This window comes from Burkholderia sp. Bp9090, assembly GCF_003857985.1.
GTDB lineage: Bacteria > Pseudomonadota > Gammaproteobacteria > Burkholderiales > Burkholderiaceae > Burkholderia.
Map to the genome: position 1 here is coordinate 106,674 of NZ_QTPV01000004.1, position 14,475 is coordinate 121,148.

Here is a 14,475-nt window from a genome sequence, read left to right on the forward strand (position 1 = left end):
AAACTGCCCTTCAGTCAGTGTTGCTGCGATTTCCGGTAGGCCATCACACCCGCCACCGTATGGAAACTGCCGAAAACCACGATTCTATCATTCTCGGATGCTCTTTTTAGTGCATCGCGAAACGCTTCGGCGGGCGACGCGTACCGCGTCACGCTCGAATCGGCCCCGTCCTCCACGCCGGCCTTCCGCAGCGCGGCTTCGAGCTGCTCCGCGCTCGCCGCGCGCGGCAGCGGCAGGTCGGTCACGCACCAGTGGTCGATCTCGCCCTTCAGGTGCCGCAGCACGCCGTCGATGTCCTTGTCGTGCATCGCACCGAACACCGCGTACGTGTATGGGAAGAAGCCCATGTTGCCCAGATTCTGCTCGAGCACGGCCGCCGCATGCGGGTTGTGCGCGACGTCCAGCACGATCGCCGGCTTGCCGGGCAGCACCTGGAAGCGCCCCGGCAACTCGACGTTCGCGAGCCCGAGCCGGATGTCCTGCGCGGACACCGGCAGCACCGGGCGCAGCGCCTCGAGCGCGGCCAGCGCGGCCGATGCATTGATCAGCTGGTTCGCACCGCGCAGCGCCGGGTAAGCGAGCGCCGGATAGCGCTTCTCGCGGCCGAGGTAGCTCCATTGCTGGCGCTCCGCGCCCGGCTGCGCTTCGTAGCGAAAATCGCGGCCGACCAGCCACAGGTCGGCGCCGATCGCTTCGGCATGCTCGACCAGCGTGTTCGGCACCGCGGGATCGCCGCAGATCGCCGGCTTGCCCGCGCGGAAGATCCCCGCCTTCTCGAACGCGATCTTCTCGCGCGTGTCGCCGAGGTATTCGGTATGGTCGATGTCGATACTCGTGACGATCGCGCAATCGGTATCGATGATGTTGACCGCATCGAGCCGGCCGCCGAGGCCGACTTCGAGGATCACCGCATCGAGCCCGCGCGACGCGAACAGGTGCAGGATCGCGAGCGTCGTGAATTCGAAGTACGTGAGCGACACCGGCTCCGGCAGCGACGTGCGCGCCGCTTCGACGGCTTCGAAGTGCGGCAGCAGCTCGGCGTCGCTGACCTGCTGGCCGTTCACGCGCGCACGCTCGCCGAATTCGAGCAGGTGCGGCGACGTGTGGCAGCCGACCTTGTAGCCCGCGTGAACGAGGATCGCCTCGAGGAACGCGCAGGTCGAACCCTTGCCGTTCGTGCCGCCGACCGTGATCACGGGGCACGTGAATTCGAGCTGCAGCGCCGCCTTGACCTGCCCGATGCGGGTGAGGCCCATGTCGATGCCGACCGGGTGCGCGCGTTCGAGATGCGAAAGCCACGCGTCGAGAGTGGGAAAAGTGCTCATCGGATCAAATCTGAATCGGTACCGCCACTACGCCAAAAAACGAAACGCGCCGCCCGGCGGTTCAGCCGGGCGACGCGCGCAGTTCACAACGCCGCGCCAATCAGGCCAGCGCGTCGGCCGGCTGTCGCTGCAGCAGCGCGAGCAGTTGCGCGATCTCGTCGCGCATCTTGCGGCGGTCGACGATCATGTCGATCGCGCCCGTCTTCAGCAGGAATTCCGCGCGCTGGAAGCCTTCCGGCAGCTTTTCGCGAACCGTCTGCTCGATCACGCGCGGGCCGGCGAAGCCGATCAGCGCCTTCGGCTCGGCGATCACGACGTCGCCGAGGAACGCGAAGCTCGCCGACACGCCGCCCATCGTCGGGTCGGTCAGCACCGAAATGAACGGCAGCTTGGCCTCGGCCAGCTTGGTCAGCATCGCGGTGGTCTTGGCCATCTGCATCAGCGACAGCAGGCTTTCCTGCATCCGGGCGCCGCCCGAAGCGGTAAAGCAGATGAACGGCACCTGCTGCTCCAGCGCGTTCTGCGCGCCGCGCGCGAAGCGCTCGCCGACGACCGAGCCCATCGAGCCGCCCATGAACGAGAACTCGAAGCAGGCCGCGACGACGGGCAGCGTGTGGATCGCGCCGCCCATCACGACCATCGCGTCGGTCTCGCCCGTCTCGTCCATCGCTTCCTTCAGACGATCGGGGTACTTGCGGCTGTCCTTGAACTTCAGCGAGTCGACCGGCACGATTTCCTGGCCGATTTCATAGCGGCCTTCCGGATCCAGCAGCCCGTCGAGGCGCTCGCGCGCGCCGATGCGCATGTGGTGATCGCACTTCGGGCACACGTGCAGGTTCGCGTCCACGTCGTTGCGGTACAGCACGGCCTCGCAGGACGGGCACTTGACCCACAGGCCTTCCGGAATGCCCTTGCGGCTTTTCGGGTCGGTCTGCTTGATCTTCGGCGGCAACAGTTTGTCGAGCCAGCTCATCGTATGGTTTCCTGTTCCGTGGCGGGGCGGGCCGACCGGCCCGTTCCCGCTTCCTGTGTTGTGTTTATCGCGCCGTGTTGCCGGCGCCGTCCAGGGCGGCGCGCAGCTCGGCGATGAAAGTCTTCAGCGCGGCGGCGGCGCCCTCCGGCGCGGCGCTCTCGAGCAGCTGCACCAGGCGGCTGCCGATCACGACGGCGTCCGACACTTCGGCCACCGCGCGCGCCGTTTCGGCGTCGCGGATGCCGAAGCCGACGCCCACCGGAACCGGCACGCGCGACTTGATGGCCGGGATTTTACCCGCAATGCTCGAAACATCCAGATTTCCGGCGCCGGTCACGCCCTTGAGCGACACGTAGTACACGTAGCCGCTCGCGATCTTGCCCACGTCTGCGATGCGTTCGTCGGTCGACGTCGGCGCGAGCAGGAAGATCGGATCGATCTGCGCGGCACGCATTTTCTCGGCGAACACGCCCGCTTCCTCGGGCGGATAGTCGACGACGAGCACGCCGTCGACGCCGGCCGCCTGCGCTTCGGCCGCGAACGCGTCGACGCCCATCCGCTCGATCGGGTTCGCATAGCCCATCAGCACAACGGGGGTTTTCTGGTCGGTCTCGCGGAAGCGCTTCACGTCGGCGAGCACGCTCTTCAGCGTGACGCCGCGCGCGAGCGCGCGTTCCGACGAGCGCTGGATCACGGGGCCGTCGGCCATCGGGTCCGAGAACGGCACGCCGAGCTCGATCACGTCGGCGCCGCCTTCGGCGAGCGCGTGCATGAATTCGACGGTCTTCGCGGGATCGGGGTCGCCGGCCGTGATGAACGGGATCAGGCCCTTGCGGCCTTGTTCGGCGAGTGCGGCGAAGGTCTGCTGGATACGGGAGGACATGGCAATTTTCCTTGATGCGATCGGCGACTCGGCGGCGCGACTCACGCGCACGCCGGCGCGACGAGCGCGCTCACGCGCTCGTGCGCGATCGCACAATAACTTTCGTTGATCTCGTAGCCGACGAAGTCGCGCCCCTGCCGTGCGCAGGCCACCGCGGTCGTGCCGCTGCCCATGAACGGATCGAGCACGCGGCCGCCCGGCGGGCAGCTTGCGAGCACCATCCGCTCGATGATTTCCAGCGGCTTCTGGGTCGGATGATCGACGCGCTCCGCGTGCTGCCGATGCAGGCGCGAGACCGACCAGACGTCCTTCGGGTTGTAGCCCATCTCCAGCCACTTGCTGCCTTCGAACAGCTTGCGCGAGCGGGCCTTCTTCGTGTCGGCGTCGTACGGGATGCGGACCGGATCGAGATCGAAGTAATACGCTTTGGAAACCGCGAAAAAGCCGATGTTGTCGTGCACCGACGTGAAACGGCGCGTCGTGCCGCCCATGCTCGGCACGCGCCGGTCCCAGATGATCTCGTTGACCATCGTGAGCTTCGTCTTCAGGAAGCTGAAGATTTCCGGCGCGTACTGCCACGTGCAGAAGATGTACATCGACCCGCTCGGCTTGAGCTTCGGAATCGCGAGCTCGAGCCACTCGCGCGTCCACGCGAGGAAATCGTCGCCCGAACGCTTGTCCGAGTCGTTGCCGTAGTCCTTGCCGAGCCCGTACGGCGGATCGGCGACGATCAGGTCGATCGACGCATCCGGCAGGCGCGCGGCTTCGGTCATGAAATCGCGGTTGTGCAGCTCGATCCCGGACGGCCGTGCGCGCGGCACGGCGACGGCAGGCTGCACCGCCTCCGCTTCGCTCGCGGCGCCGCCGCCCGGTTGTTCGATCAGGTCACGCATCGGTCGGGGTCAGAGCGCGATGCCCGATCGCTCGGCGACCGTGTGCATGTCCTTGTCGCCGCGGCCCGACAGGTTGACGAGCAGGATCTTGTCCTTCGGCAACGTCGGCGCGAGCTTCACGCCGTACGCGATCGCGTGGCTCGACTCGAGCGCGGGGATGATCCCCTCGATCCGGCAGCAGTCGTGGAACGCCTTCAGCGCCTCGTCGTCGGTGATCGGCACGTACTGCGCGCGGCCGCTGTCCTTCAGCCATGCGTGCTCGGGGCCGACGCCCGGATAGTCGAGGCCGGCCGACACCGAATGCGTCTCGATGATCTGGCCGTTGTCGTCCTGCAGCAGGTACGTGCGGTTGCCGTGCAGCACGCCGGGGCTGCCGGCGATCAGCGACGCCGCGTGACGGCCGGTGTCGAGGCCGTCGCCGGCCGCTTCGACGCCAATCAGCTGCACGGAAGCATCGTCGATGTACGGATAGAAGATGCCCATCGCGTTCGAGCCGCCGCCGACGCACGCAATCACCGCGTCCGGCTGCCGGCCGGCGAGTTCCGGCATCTGCACCTTGCACTCGTCGCCGATCACGCGCTGGAAGTCGCGCACCATCGCCGGATACGGGTGCGGGCCCGCCACCGTGCCGATGATGTAGAACGTGCTTTCGATGTTCGTGACCCAATCGCGCATCGCTTCGTTCAGCGCGTCCTTCAGCGTGCGCGAACCCGATTCGACCGGCACGACCGTCGCGCCGAGCAGCTTCATCCGGTAGACGTTCGCGGCCTGGCGGCGCACGTCCTCGGCGCCCATGTAGACGATGCACTCCATGCCGAAGCGCGCGCAGATCGTCGCCGTCGCGACGCCGTGCTGGCCGGCGCCGGTCTCGGCGATCACGCGCTTCTTGCCCATCCGCTTCGCGAGCAGCGCCTGGCCGATCACGTTGTTGATCTTGTGCGCGCCGGTGTGGTTCAGGTCCTCGCGCTTCAGGTAGATCTGCGCGCCGCCGAGCGTCTCGCTCCAGCGCTGCGCGTGATAGATCGGCGACGGACGGCCGACGAAGTACTTCAGTTCGCGCTCGTACTCGGCGACGAAATCGGGGTCGTTCCGGAATTTTTCATACGCCGTGCGCAGTTCGTCCAGCGCGTGAATCAGCGTTTCGGCGACGAACACGCCGCCATACGGGCCGAAGTGGCCGCGATCATCAGGAAGGTTGTACATGGTGTCACTCTCGATCGGTCGGTGCGCCCCGCTGTCGGGGCCGCACCTTCTTGCATCACCCGGCGTCCGCTTCGCGCACCGCGCGTACGAACGCCGCCATCCGGGCGTGATCCTTCACGCCCTTCGCGCCCTCCACTTCGATGCCACTCGAGACATCGACAGCAAACGGACGCAACTGGCGAATCGCATCACCGACGTTTTGCGCGCTCAAGCCACCACTCAAAACGGCCCGATGCGCGAGCTCTGCGGGAATAAGAGACCAATCGAAGACCTTGCCGCTACCACCGTAGTCCGGCACCAGGGTGTCGAACAGGAGGCCGCGCGCTTTCGAATAATGAAGAGCCGATTCTACCAAATCGGCCGGCTGCGTCGAGGGGCCGACGCGCACCGCGCGCAACCACGGCAGGCGCGCCGCGCGGCCGAGGGCGTCGCACTGCTCGGGCGTCTCGTCGCCGTGCAATTGCAGCATCGTGAGCGGCACGTCGCGCACGACCGCCTCGATCTCCGCTTCGGTCGCGTTCACGAACAGCCCGACCACCGACACGAACGGCGGCGCGAGGCTCGCGAGTTCGGCCGCCTGCGCGATCGACACCGCGCGCGGGCTCTTCGGATAGAACACGAGGCCGATCGCGTCGGCGCCGAGCGCGGCGGCATGCAGCACGTCCTCGGGGCGCGACAGGCCGCACAGCTTGATGCGCGTGCGCGGCGCGAGGCCGGCCGCGGCGGAGGTCGAAGAAGACACGGCGTGATCCGTCATGATTGTGGGTCCAGATCGGCCCAGACGCTGCTCCACGGCACGCTGCCGAGCTGCGCGGGCGGGACGGCGAATTCCGCCGGGTAGCCGACATGGGCGAGGTACAGCCCGTCGGCCATGAACGTGGGCGCCGCGAGATTGCGATCGCGCCCGGCCAGCACGTCGGCGAGCCAGTCGGCCGGATAGCGGCCGCGCCCCACCGCGACGAGGCAGCCCATCAGGTTGCGCACCATGTGGTGCAGGAACGCGTTCGCGCGGAAGCGGAAATGAATGAAGTGGCCCGCGCGCCGCACGTCGATCTGGTACAGGTGTTTGACCGGCGTCTTCGACTGGCATTCCGACGACCGGAACGACGAGAAGTCGTGCTCGCCGATCAGATGCGCGGCGGCCGCGCGCATCGCGTCGTCGTCGAGCGGCGTGTGGATCCAGCCCGCGCGGCCGGCCAGCATCGGCGAGCGCACGGGATGCACGTACAGCGCGTAGTAGTACGTGCGTTCGAACGCCGAGAAACGCGCGTGGAACGCGTCCGGCATCGGCTTCGCCCACTGCACGGACACGGTGGGCGGCAGAAATGCGTTGGTGCCGCGCACCCACGAGAAATCCGCGCGATCGAGCTCCGTATCGAAATGCACGACCTGTCCGAGCCCGTGCACGCCCGTGTCGGTCCGCCCCGCGACCGTCGTGTGCAGCGGCACGCATGCGAACGCGCCGAGTGCGCGCTCGAGCGCATCCTGCACGGTCTTGCCGTGCGGCTGCGCTTGCCAGCCGCAGAATGCGGCGCCGTCGTACTGAATCCCGAGCGCGATCCGCATCACGCCTCTTCCGCGAGTTTCGCGAGCAGCGCACGCGCATCGTCGCGCGTGGCGGCGTCGTTCGCGTCGACCACTTCCTGCAGCAGCGTGCGCGCGCCGGACAGATCGCCCAGTTGCACGTACTCCGACGCGAGATCCAGCTTGTTGCGGGCGATGCGGGCGAGTTCTTCCGGCGTCAGCGCGGGCAGCACGGCACCCGGCGCGGACGGCAGGTCGAGATCGAAATCCAGCTTCAGCGCGCCGAACTGCGCGACGCCGAGCGGCGGCAGCGACGACGGCGCGGCGGCACCGCCCGTGTGAGGCGCTGGCGTTGCCGCGTCCGGATCCCAGTCGAACTCGTCGTCGTGGTCGGCCGGATGTTCCGGGGACGGATCGGTCGCGCCAACTGGCGGGTGCGCGGCGGATTGACCGTTAGTTGCGATTTTCTCGCCTTCGGCTTGCCCTTCCCGTGCGGACGGCTCATCGGCCGTACGCGGCGGCAGCGGCATGTCGAGGCTGTTGAGCGCGCTGATCGCGTTCTGCATCAGCGCTGCGTGCTGCGCGTCGTTCGTCGCGGGTGCGGCGGGCGTGACGAGCGGCTCGTCCGCGGCCGGTTCCGCGACAGGCTTCTCGTCGTGCGGGGCCGGCGTTGCTTCGCTGTCGGGTGCGATGCGCGCGGACGATGCTTCCGCCTGAACGTCGTGCGGCTTCGCCGTTTCCGACGGCGACGGGATTTCGGGTTCGTGCGTCTCGAACGTCTCCGCCGCTGCGGCCGCGGCCGTGACCAGACTCAGATCGGCGGCCGCGTCGCGGGCCAACGGCGTCTCGGGGAGAATCGGCGGCACTGGCTCGGTGGATGCGACCGGCGACGACGATGCACCGCCGTCGGCAACAGCCGTCCCGCCGGATGCCGGTGCGGTTTCGTTGGTCGGCCGCGCTTTCCGGCGCTTGCGCCACGCAAAACCGGCCGCCAGCACGACCACGGCGGCGCCGGCCGCTGCGGCCGGATGCCAGTCGATCTGTTCCGAACCGCGTGCAGGCGCGGCGGTCGCCGCCGGCACGGCTGGCTGCACGGGCGCCGATGCCGGCTGCACCGCACTCGCGGCCACGCCGGACGACGCTTCGCTCGCAGCCGACGACGACGCGGCAGCTGACGCCGCCGCATCATTCGTGCCGCTCGTGCCGCTCGTGCCGTTCGTGCCGTTCGTGCCGTTCGTGCCGTTCGCAGCGGGACGCGGCGCAGCGGGCGCCGGCGCCGGTGCAACGTTGTTCGTGGCGGCCGGCTTCCCGATCCCGTGCTTCTGCAGTTCCATCAGCACGCGGTTCTTCAGCGCGAGCAATTGCTGCAGGCTCGACGGCCGCGGCTGCGACGCACCCGCGACGGGTGCTGCCGCGGACGGTTCGTGCATCCCTTGAGCCGCACCGCCCGGTCCGGCCTGCGTCACGGCCTCGCTGGCGGACGACGGTGCGGACTGGATCGCGCCGTTCCACACGTGCGGCCCGCTTGCGCCGGCCGCAGCCGCGGGCGACTGGACGGATTCGACCGTCGACGCGCCGTGCGCGGCGGACGCGCCGCTCGAAGCCGACGCTCCTGCCGCCACCCCGGCTGCGACCGTGACGCTCGCCCCGCTGACCGGCGCCGTATGCGCGGCCGATACGGCCGGCGCGGCTTGCGCGGCCGACCCAAGACGCGGTGCGGATGCGCCATGCTGCGCGACCGCCACCGTGCCCGACGCGGCAACCGGCGCGGACGCAGCCGACGCCCCCGACGCAGCAGCCGGCACGAGCGCCGCGCCGGTCGCATCGAGCGCCGGCACCGTCAGCGTCGCGCCGACTTTCAGGCGGCTCGGGTCGTGCTTCATGAACGCCTGCGGATTAGCGTCGAACAGCGCGCGGCCGGCGCGCGCGAGCACGCCCGGATCGTGCGATTGCGTCGCGGCTTTCGCGAGGTCGTTCAACGATTGGCCCGGCTGGACCGTCACGTTGAGCGGCGCGGCACCGCCGGCGGCGGACGCCGGCAGCTCGCCGGAACCGGCCGCCCAGGCCGGAGCGGCCGCGCCGAGCGCCAGGATCGCCAGCGCGCCACGCACGGCGCGCGCCAGACGGGACTGACGCGGAAACAAGGAAATTCGGGACATCGTAGGCTCTATCGCCGCGCGCGGGCGCGGCTCGGATTCGCGTAGGAAAGCGTCAATAAAGTCGCCGCAGAAATGCAAAAGCGTCGCGCAGAACGCGACGCTTTGGGCGGCTCTGCGCGTCGTAACCGCATAGTTTACTTCACACGATCGCGTTCCGGCCGAATTCGTCGCCTGCGGATGCGGCCGTCCGCGCCTGCGCCGCGACCTTACGGCCGACCGCGTCGGGCCGTCGGTGCGCGAATCGCGCGAAGGCATCGCCGATCCGGGCACAGAATCGCACGCGCCGGTTTTGTCAAAAGAGGATCATCAATCGATGAAAAACCGGACGACGGCATCGGGTTCCGGAACGAATTCGGCCCCTCCTTGTACTTCGCGTCGCATCGATTCCTCGTGCCAAAGGATGGCGATGCAGGAAAAGCCCCGGCCGCGCGAGCGGTTCGGGACTTCCGCGCAATCGGCGGTCCGCACAAGACCTGACGCCGGACAAAAAAAACGCCTGCCGCCCCGCGAAGGGCTGGCAGGCGTTTCGCGTCACGCGCGCACTGCGCGCGGCGCGGCCCGGCTTACTTGTCGAGCAGGATGCGCAGCATGCGGCGCAGCGGCTCGGCCGCGCCCCACAGCAGCTGGTCGCCGACCGTGAACGCCGACAGGTATTCGCCACCCATCGCGAGCTTGCGCAGGCGACCGACCGGCACCGTCAGCGTGCCGGTGATCTTCGCCGGCGACAGGTCGCGCATCGACGCTTCGCGCTCGTTCGGCACGACCTTCACCCAGTCGTTCGCCGACGCGAGGATGCCGTTGATTTCGTCGAGCGGGACGTCCTTCTTCAGCTTGATCGTCAGCGCCTGCGAGTGGCAGCGCATCGCGCCGATCCGCACGCACAGGCCGTCGACCGGGATCGAGCCCGGCTCGCCCATGGCCGGCTTGCCGAGGATCTTGTTGGTTTCCGCGCCGCCCTTCCACTCTTCCTTCGACATCCCGTTGCCGAGATCCTTGTCGATCCACGGGATCAGCGAGCCGGCGAGCGGCACGCCGAAGTGGCTCGTCGGCATCGCGTCGCTGTTCATCGTCGCGAGCACGCGGCGGTCGATGTCGAGAATCGCGGAAGCCGGATCGGCGAGTTGCTCCTGCACCGAACCGTGCAGCGTGCCCATCTGCGACAGCAGTTCACGCATGTTCTGCGCGCCCGCGCCCGATGCGGCCTGGTAGGTCATCGCCGTCATCCAGTCGACGAGGTTCTCGCGGAACAGGCCGCCGAGCGCCATCAGCATCAGGCTGACCGTACAGTTGCCGCCGACGAAGTTCTTCGTGCCCTTGACGAGCGCGTCCTTGATCACGTCGAGGTTGACCGGATCAAGGATGATGACCGCGTCGTCGTTCATCCGCAGCGACGAGGCCGCATCGATCCAGTAGCCGTTCCAGCCGGCCGCGCGCAGCTTCGGGAACACGTCGTTCGTGTAGTCGCCGCCCTGGCACGTGATGATCACGTCGCACTTCTTCAGCTCGTCGACGTTGGTCGCGTCCTTGAGCGTAGTCTCGTTTTTCGCGAACGACGGCGCCTTGCCGCCCGTGTTGCTGGTGCTGAAAAACACCGGTTCGATCAGGTCGAAATCACCTTCTTCCTGCATGCGCTGCATCAGCACGCTGCCGACCATGCCGCGCCAACCTACGAGACCTACGTTCATGACTAACCCTTTGCTTGAATGGAGCTTCCCCGCCATTTCCGTCCCCGCGTGACCGCGCGGGGAAACAGGCGGGCACGACGGCGATCAGCGTTTAATGATCGTTTTCGTGGTAATGGTTTTCGTGATGACGATGGCGCGCGCACCCGCACGGGCAGTGTTGCCGTGGAGTTTCAGGACCGGGGAGATCAGGGAAATCAGCGCCATCGTTCGAGTCTACACAAAGCCGGTTGCCCGCACAACGGCCAACCGCGCGCGAACCGGCCGATTTCGCGGCCCGTTCGCGCCCTTTTCTATCTTGACTGCCTGTTGCCTTGCCGCGCGCTTACAGCGCGGCGACCACCGCGTCGCCCATCGCCGCCGTGCCGACCTGATGGCAGCCCGGCGTCGCGATGTCGCCGGTGCGGTAGCCTTGTTCGAGCACCGTTTTCACGGCGCGCTCGATGCGGTCGGCCTGCTCCGCGCGATTCAGCGAATAGCGCAGCAGCATCGCGGCCGACAGGATCGTCGCCAGCGGATTCGCGATGCCCTTGCCCGCGATGTCCGGCGCCGAACCGTGCGACGGCTCGTACAGACCCTTGTTGTTCTTGTCGAGCGACGCCGACGGCAGCATGCCGATCGAGCCCGTCAGCATCGACGCTTCATCCGACAGGATGTCGCCGAACATGTTGCCGGTCACGATCACGTCGAACTGCTTCGGCGCCTTCGCGAGCTGCATCGCCGCGTTGTCGACGTACATGTGCGACAGTTCGACGTCCGCGTATTCCTTCGACACGTCGATCATGACGTCGCGCCAGAACTGCGACGTCTCCAGCACGTTCGACTTGTCGACCGACAGCAGCTTCTTCGCGCGCTTTTGCGCGGCCTGGAACGCGACGTGTGCGATGCGGCGCACTTCCGGTTCCGAGTAGCGCATCGTGTCGAAGCCTTCGCGCGCGCCGGCGAACGGGCCGTCCGGTGCCGCGCGCACGCCGCGCGGCTGGCCGAAGTAGATGTCGCCGTTCAGTTCGCGCACGATCAGGATGTCGAGGCCCGCGACCAGTTCCGGCTTCAGCGGCGACGCATCGACGAGCTGCGGATAGCAGATCGCCGGACGGAAGTTCGCGAACAGCTCGAGATGCTTGCGCAGCCCGAGGATCGCCTGCTCGGGGCGCAGCGCGCGCTCGAGCGAGTCGTACTTCCAGTCGCCGACCGAGCCGAACAGGATCGCGTCGGCTTCCTTCGCGAGTTTCAGCGTCGCGTCCGGCAACGGATGACCGCTCGCCTCGTAGCCCGCGCCGCCAACCGGCGCCTGCTCGAGCTCGAACTTCTCGTCGAGGGCGTTCAGCACCTTGACCGCTTCGTTGACGATTTCCGGACCGATGCCGTCGCCGGGCAGCACTGCAATCTTCATGCGTTATTCCTGACTGGATAGGTATGGGTGGCAGGTCGGCGAGCGCGCGTCATGCGCGCCCGCCCGGAGGCAATCTCAGCCGACCAGCTTGTTGTTGAGCCACGGCTGCTTCGCGAGCCGCTCGGCTTCGAACTGGCGGATCTTGTCCGCGTGACGCAGCGTCAGGCCGATGTCGTCGAAACCGTTCAGCAGGCAGTACTTGCGGAACGCGGTGATGTCGAACGTATACTCGCGGCCGTCGCCCGTGCGCACGACCTGCGCATCGAGGTCGATCGTCAGCTGATAGCCGTTGAACGCATACGTGTCGTTGAACAGGTGATCGACCTGCTGCTCGGTCAGCACGATCGGCAACAGCCCGTTCTTGTAGCAGTTGTTGAAGAAGATGTCGGCGAAGCTCGGCGCGATGATCGCGCGGAAGCCGTACTGCTGCAGCGCCCACGGCGCGTGCTCGCGCGAGCTGCCGCAGCCGAAGTTCTTGCGTGCCAGCAGCACCGATGCGCCCTGGTAGCGCGGCTGATTCAGCACGAAGTCCGGGTTCAGCGGGCGCTTCGAGTTGTCCTGGCCCGGCTCGCCGTGGTCGAGGTAACGCCATTCGTCGAACGCGTTCGGACCGAAGCCCGTGCGCTTGATCGACTTCAGGAACTGCTTCGGGATGATCGCGTCGGTGTCGACGTTCTCGCGATCGAGCGGCGCCACGACGCCGGTATGTACAGTGAATTTTTCCATGATCCGTCTATCCGGTTGGAGGGCCGGCAGTCAGCCGGCGCACATCGACAAATTCTCGGTGGGCGTCAGTCCGCGGCGCGCTGCAGCGCATTGCCGGCGGCGTTGACGTCCTGGCCGAAGCCTCGGACGGTATTGCAGCCCGCGAGGCCGAAGCCCAGCCCCGCGAGCGCCAGCGCGGCCACCAGCCGCGCGATGAGCTTCGATGCCGTCACGCGTTACCCCAGCTGGCGAATGTCGACGAAATGGCCTTCGATCGCCGCCGCCGCCGCCATCGCGGGGCTCACGAGGTGCGTGCGACCGCCCGCGCCTTGCCGGCCTTCGAAGTTGCGGTTCGACGTCGACGCGCAGCGCTCGCCCGGCTCGAGCCGGTCGGCGTTCATCGCGAGGCACATCGAGCAGCCCGGCTCGCGCCATTCGAAGCCCGCGTCGGTGAACACCTTGTCGAGGCCTTCGCGCTCGGCCTGCGCCTTCACGAGGCCCGAGCCCGGCACGACCATCGCGAGCCGCACGTTCGACGCAATGCGGCGGTTCAGCTTCTTCACGACGTAGGCGGCCGCGCGGATATCTTCGATGCGCGCGTTCGTGCACGAACCGATGAAGATCTTGTCGACCTTGATCGACTCGATCGGCGTGTTCGGCTCGAGCGCCATGTAGGCCAGCGCGCGCTCCATCGCGTCGCGCTTGACCGGATCCTTCTCGCGCTCGGGGTCCGGCACGCGACCGTCGATCGACGTGACCATTTCCGGCGACGTGCCCCACGTGACCTGCGGGACGATCTCGGCCGCGTTCAGCTCGACGACGCGGTCGAACTGCGCGCCTTCGTCGGACTTGAATTCGCGCCAGTACTCGACGGCCTGGTTCCATTGCGCGCCGGTCGGCACGAACGGACGACCCTTCAGGTAGTCGATCGTCGTGTCGTCGACGGCGACCATGCCCGCGCGCGCGCCGGCTTCGATCGCCATGTTGCAGACGGTCATCCGGCCTTCCATCGTCAGCGCGCGGATCGTCGAGCCGCCGAATTCGATCGCGTAGCCCGTGCCGCCGGCCGTGCCGATCTTGCCGATGATCGCGAGCACGATGTCCTTCGCGGTACAGCCGCGCGGCAGCGTGCCCTCGACCTTCACGAGCATGTTCTTGCTCTTTTTCTGCAGCAAGGTTTGCGTCGCGAGCACGTGCTCGACTTCCGACGTGCCGATGCCGTGCGCGAGCGCGCCGAACGCGCCGTGCGTCGACGTGTGCGAGTCGCCGCAGACGATCGTCATGCCCGGCAGTGTCGCGCCCTGCTCCGGCCCGATGATGTGCACGATGCCCTGACGCACGTCGTTCATCTTGAACTGCGTGATGCCGAACGCATCGCAGTTCGCGTCGAGCGTGTCGACCTGCAGCTTCGAGACCGGATCGGCGATGCCGTGGCTTCGATCCGTGGTCGGGACGTTGTGGTCCGACACGGCCAGGTTCGCGCTGATGCGCCACACCGGGCGGTGCGCGACGTTCAGCCCTTCGAACGCCTGCGGGCTCGTGACTTCGTGCAGCAGCTGACGGTCGATGTAGAGCAATGCCGTGCCGTCGTCCTCGGTGTGGACGACGTGGGTATTCCACAGTTTGTCGTAGAGAGTCTGTGCCATGGGTATGCGGGGTCGTTGTGACTACAAGCCTTGCGGATGCGGTCGATTATGCCACGCAGAACGCGCCGCGGCGCGGGCGCGGTGCGAAA

Annotated in this window: 14 protein-coding genes; all 14 read right to left on the minus strand. The window is 67.6% G+C overall.

The genetic code is table 11. The annotated features are described in order from the left end of the window. Nucleotides 1–14 precede the first annotated feature (14 nt). The 14 genes from folC to leuC all read right to left on the minus strand — a co-directional run bounded on the left by folC (nucleotide 15) and on the right by leuC (nucleotide 14,386). Nucleotides 15–1,325, minus strand: coding sequence for a bifunctional tetrahydrofolate synthase/dihydrofolate synthase (gene folC, locus DIE16_RS05600; protein ID WP_124486387.1), 1,311 nt, complete (start codon nucleotides 1,323–1,325; stop codon nucleotides 15–17). 100 nt (nucleotides 1,326–1,425) lie between these two features. Next, nucleotides 1,426–2,298 (minus strand): acetyl-CoA carboxylase, carboxyltransferase subunit beta, encoded by an 873-nt coding sequence (accD, locus tag DIE16_RS05605; protein WP_044843820.1) that lies wholly within the window; start codon nucleotides 2,296–2,298, stop codon nucleotides 1,426–1,428. Between the two features lie 64 nt (nucleotides 2,299–2,362). Beyond that, nucleotides 2,363–3,181, minus strand: a complete 819-nt coding sequence (gene trpA / locus DIE16_RS05610) for a tryptophan synthase subunit alpha (RefSeq protein WP_044843819.1) — start codon at nucleotides 3,179–3,181, stop codon at nucleotides 2,363–2,365. Between the two features lie 41 nt (nucleotides 3,182–3,222). Continuing rightward, nucleotides 3,223–4,074: a site-specific DNA-methyltransferase gene (locus tag DIE16_RS05615; protein WP_124486388.1), complete on the minus strand. Its 852-nt coding sequence runs from the start codon at nucleotides 4,072–4,074 to the stop codon at nucleotides 3,223–3,225. Between the two features lie 9 nt (nucleotides 4,075–4,083). Further along, the gene (gene trpB / locus DIE16_RS05620; protein ID WP_044843817.1) at nucleotides 4,084–5,277 is read right to left on the minus strand and encodes a tryptophan synthase subunit beta; all 1,194 of its coding nucleotides are present in this window, start codon (nucleotides 5,275–5,277) and stop codon (nucleotides 4,084–4,086) included. Nucleotides 5,278–5,332: 55 nt separating this feature from the next. Beyond that, nucleotides 5,333–6,034: a phosphoribosylanthranilate isomerase gene (locus DIE16_RS05625; protein WP_124486494.1), complete on the minus strand. Its 702-nt coding sequence runs from the start codon at nucleotides 6,032–6,034 to the stop codon at nucleotides 5,333–5,335. Continuing rightward, a complete protein-coding gene (gene truA / locus DIE16_RS05630) occupies nucleotides 6,031–6,843 on the minus strand; it encodes a tRNA pseudouridine(38-40) synthase TruA (protein ID WP_185735452.1) in 813 nt (270 codons plus the stop codon). The genes DIE16_RS05625 and truA overlap by 4 nt, the downstream gene beginning before the upstream one ends. After that, nucleotides 6,843–8,960, minus strand: a complete 2,118-nt coding sequence (locus DIE16_RS05635; RefSeq protein ID WP_124892047.1) for a FimV/HubP family polar landmark protein — start codon at nucleotides 8,958–8,960, stop codon at nucleotides 6,843–6,845. Before DIE16_RS05635 ends, truA begins: the two co-directional genes overlap by 1 nt. A gap of 563 nt (nucleotides 8,961–9,523) precedes the next feature. Beyond that, the gene (gene asd / locus DIE16_RS05640) at nucleotides 9,524–10,645 is read right to left on the minus strand and encodes an aspartate-semialdehyde dehydrogenase (protein WP_057923940.1); all 1,122 of its coding nucleotides are present in this window, start codon (nucleotides 10,643–10,645) and stop codon (nucleotides 9,524–9,526) included. Between the two features lie 84 nt (nucleotides 10,646–10,729). Then, a complete protein-coding gene (locus DIE16_RS05645; protein WP_006756675.1) occupies nucleotides 10,730–10,849 on the minus strand; it encodes a hypothetical protein in 120 nt (39 codons plus the stop codon). Between the two features lie 118 nt (nucleotides 10,850–10,967). After that, nucleotides 10,968–12,035: a 3-isopropylmalate dehydrogenase gene (gene leuB, locus DIE16_RS05650; RefSeq protein ID WP_124892000.1), complete on the minus strand. Its 1,068-nt coding sequence runs from the start codon at nucleotides 12,033–12,035 to the stop codon at nucleotides 10,968–10,970. 75 nt (nucleotides 12,036–12,110) lie between these two features. Continuing rightward, a complete protein-coding gene (gene leuD / locus DIE16_RS05655) occupies nucleotides 12,111–12,761 on the minus strand; it encodes a 3-isopropylmalate dehydratase small subunit (protein WP_124892001.1) in 651 nt (216 codons plus the stop codon). A gap of 65 nt (nucleotides 12,762–12,826) precedes the next feature. Next, the gene (locus tag DIE16_RS05660; protein ID WP_011658379.1) at nucleotides 12,827–12,973 is read right to left on the minus strand and encodes an entericidin A/B family lipoprotein; all 147 of its coding nucleotides are present in this window, start codon (nucleotides 12,971–12,973) and stop codon (nucleotides 12,827–12,829) included. A 3-nt stretch (nucleotides 12,974–12,976) separates the two neighbouring features. After that, entirely contained in the window at nucleotides 12,977–14,386 is a 1,410-nt protein-coding gene (gene leuC / locus DIE16_RS05665) for a 3-isopropylmalate dehydratase large subunit (protein ID WP_124892002.1), read from the minus strand. Nucleotides 14,387–14,475 lie beyond the last annotated feature (89 nt).

What these genes read in the sequence shown, in the direction of transcription:
- folC (WP_124486387.1), bottom strand. Translation starts at nt 1,325, where the DNA reads ATGAGCACTTTTCCCACTCTCGACGCGTGGCTTTCGCATCTCGAACGC.
- accD (WP_044843820.1), bottom strand. Translation starts at nt 2,298, where the DNA reads ATGAGCTGGCTCGACAAACTGTTGCCGCCGAAGATCAAGCAGACCGAC.
- trpA (WP_044843819.1), bottom strand. Translation starts at nt 3,181, where the DNA reads ATGTCCTCCCGTATCCAGCAGACCTTCGCCGCACTCGCCGAACAAGGC.
- DIE16_RS05615 (WP_124486388.1), bottom strand. Translation starts at nt 4,074, where the DNA reads ATGCGTGACCTGATCGAACAACCGGGCGGCGGCGCCGCGAGCGAAGCG.
- trpB (WP_044843817.1), bottom strand. Translation starts at nt 5,277, where the DNA reads ATGTACAACCTTCCTGATGATCGCGGCCACTTCGGCCCGTATGGCGGC.
- DIE16_RS05625 (WP_124486494.1), bottom strand. Translation starts at nt 6,034, where the DNA reads ATGACGGATCACGCCGTGTCTTCTTCGACCTCCGCCGCGGCCGGCCTC.
- truA (WP_185735452.1), bottom strand. Translation starts at nt 6,843, where the DNA reads ATGCGGATCGCGCTCGGGATTCAGTACGACGGCGCCGCATTCTGCGGC.
- DIE16_RS05635 (WP_124892047.1), bottom strand. Translation starts at nt 8,960, where the DNA reads ATGTCCCGAATTTCCTTGTTTCCGCGTCAGTCCCGTCTGGCGCGCGCC.
- asd (WP_057923940.1), bottom strand. Translation starts at nt 10,645, where the DNA reads ATGAACGTAGGTCTCGTAGGTTGGCGCGGCATGGTCGGCAGCGTGCTG.
- DIE16_RS05645 (WP_006756675.1), bottom strand. Translation starts at nt 10,849, where the DNA reads ATGGCGCTGATTTCCCTGATCTCCCCGGTCCTGAAACTCCACGGCAAC.
- leuB (WP_124892000.1), bottom strand. Translation starts at nt 12,035, where the DNA reads ATGAAGATTGCAGTGCTGCCCGGCGACGGCATCGGTCCGGAAATCGTC.
- leuD (WP_124892001.1), bottom strand. Translation starts at nt 12,761, where the DNA reads ATGGAAAAATTCACTGTACATACCGGCGTCGTGGCGCCGCTCGATCGC.
- leuC (WP_124892002.1), bottom strand. Translation starts at nt 14,386, where the DNA reads ATGGCACAGACTCTCTACGACAAACTGTGGAATACCCACGTCGTCCAC.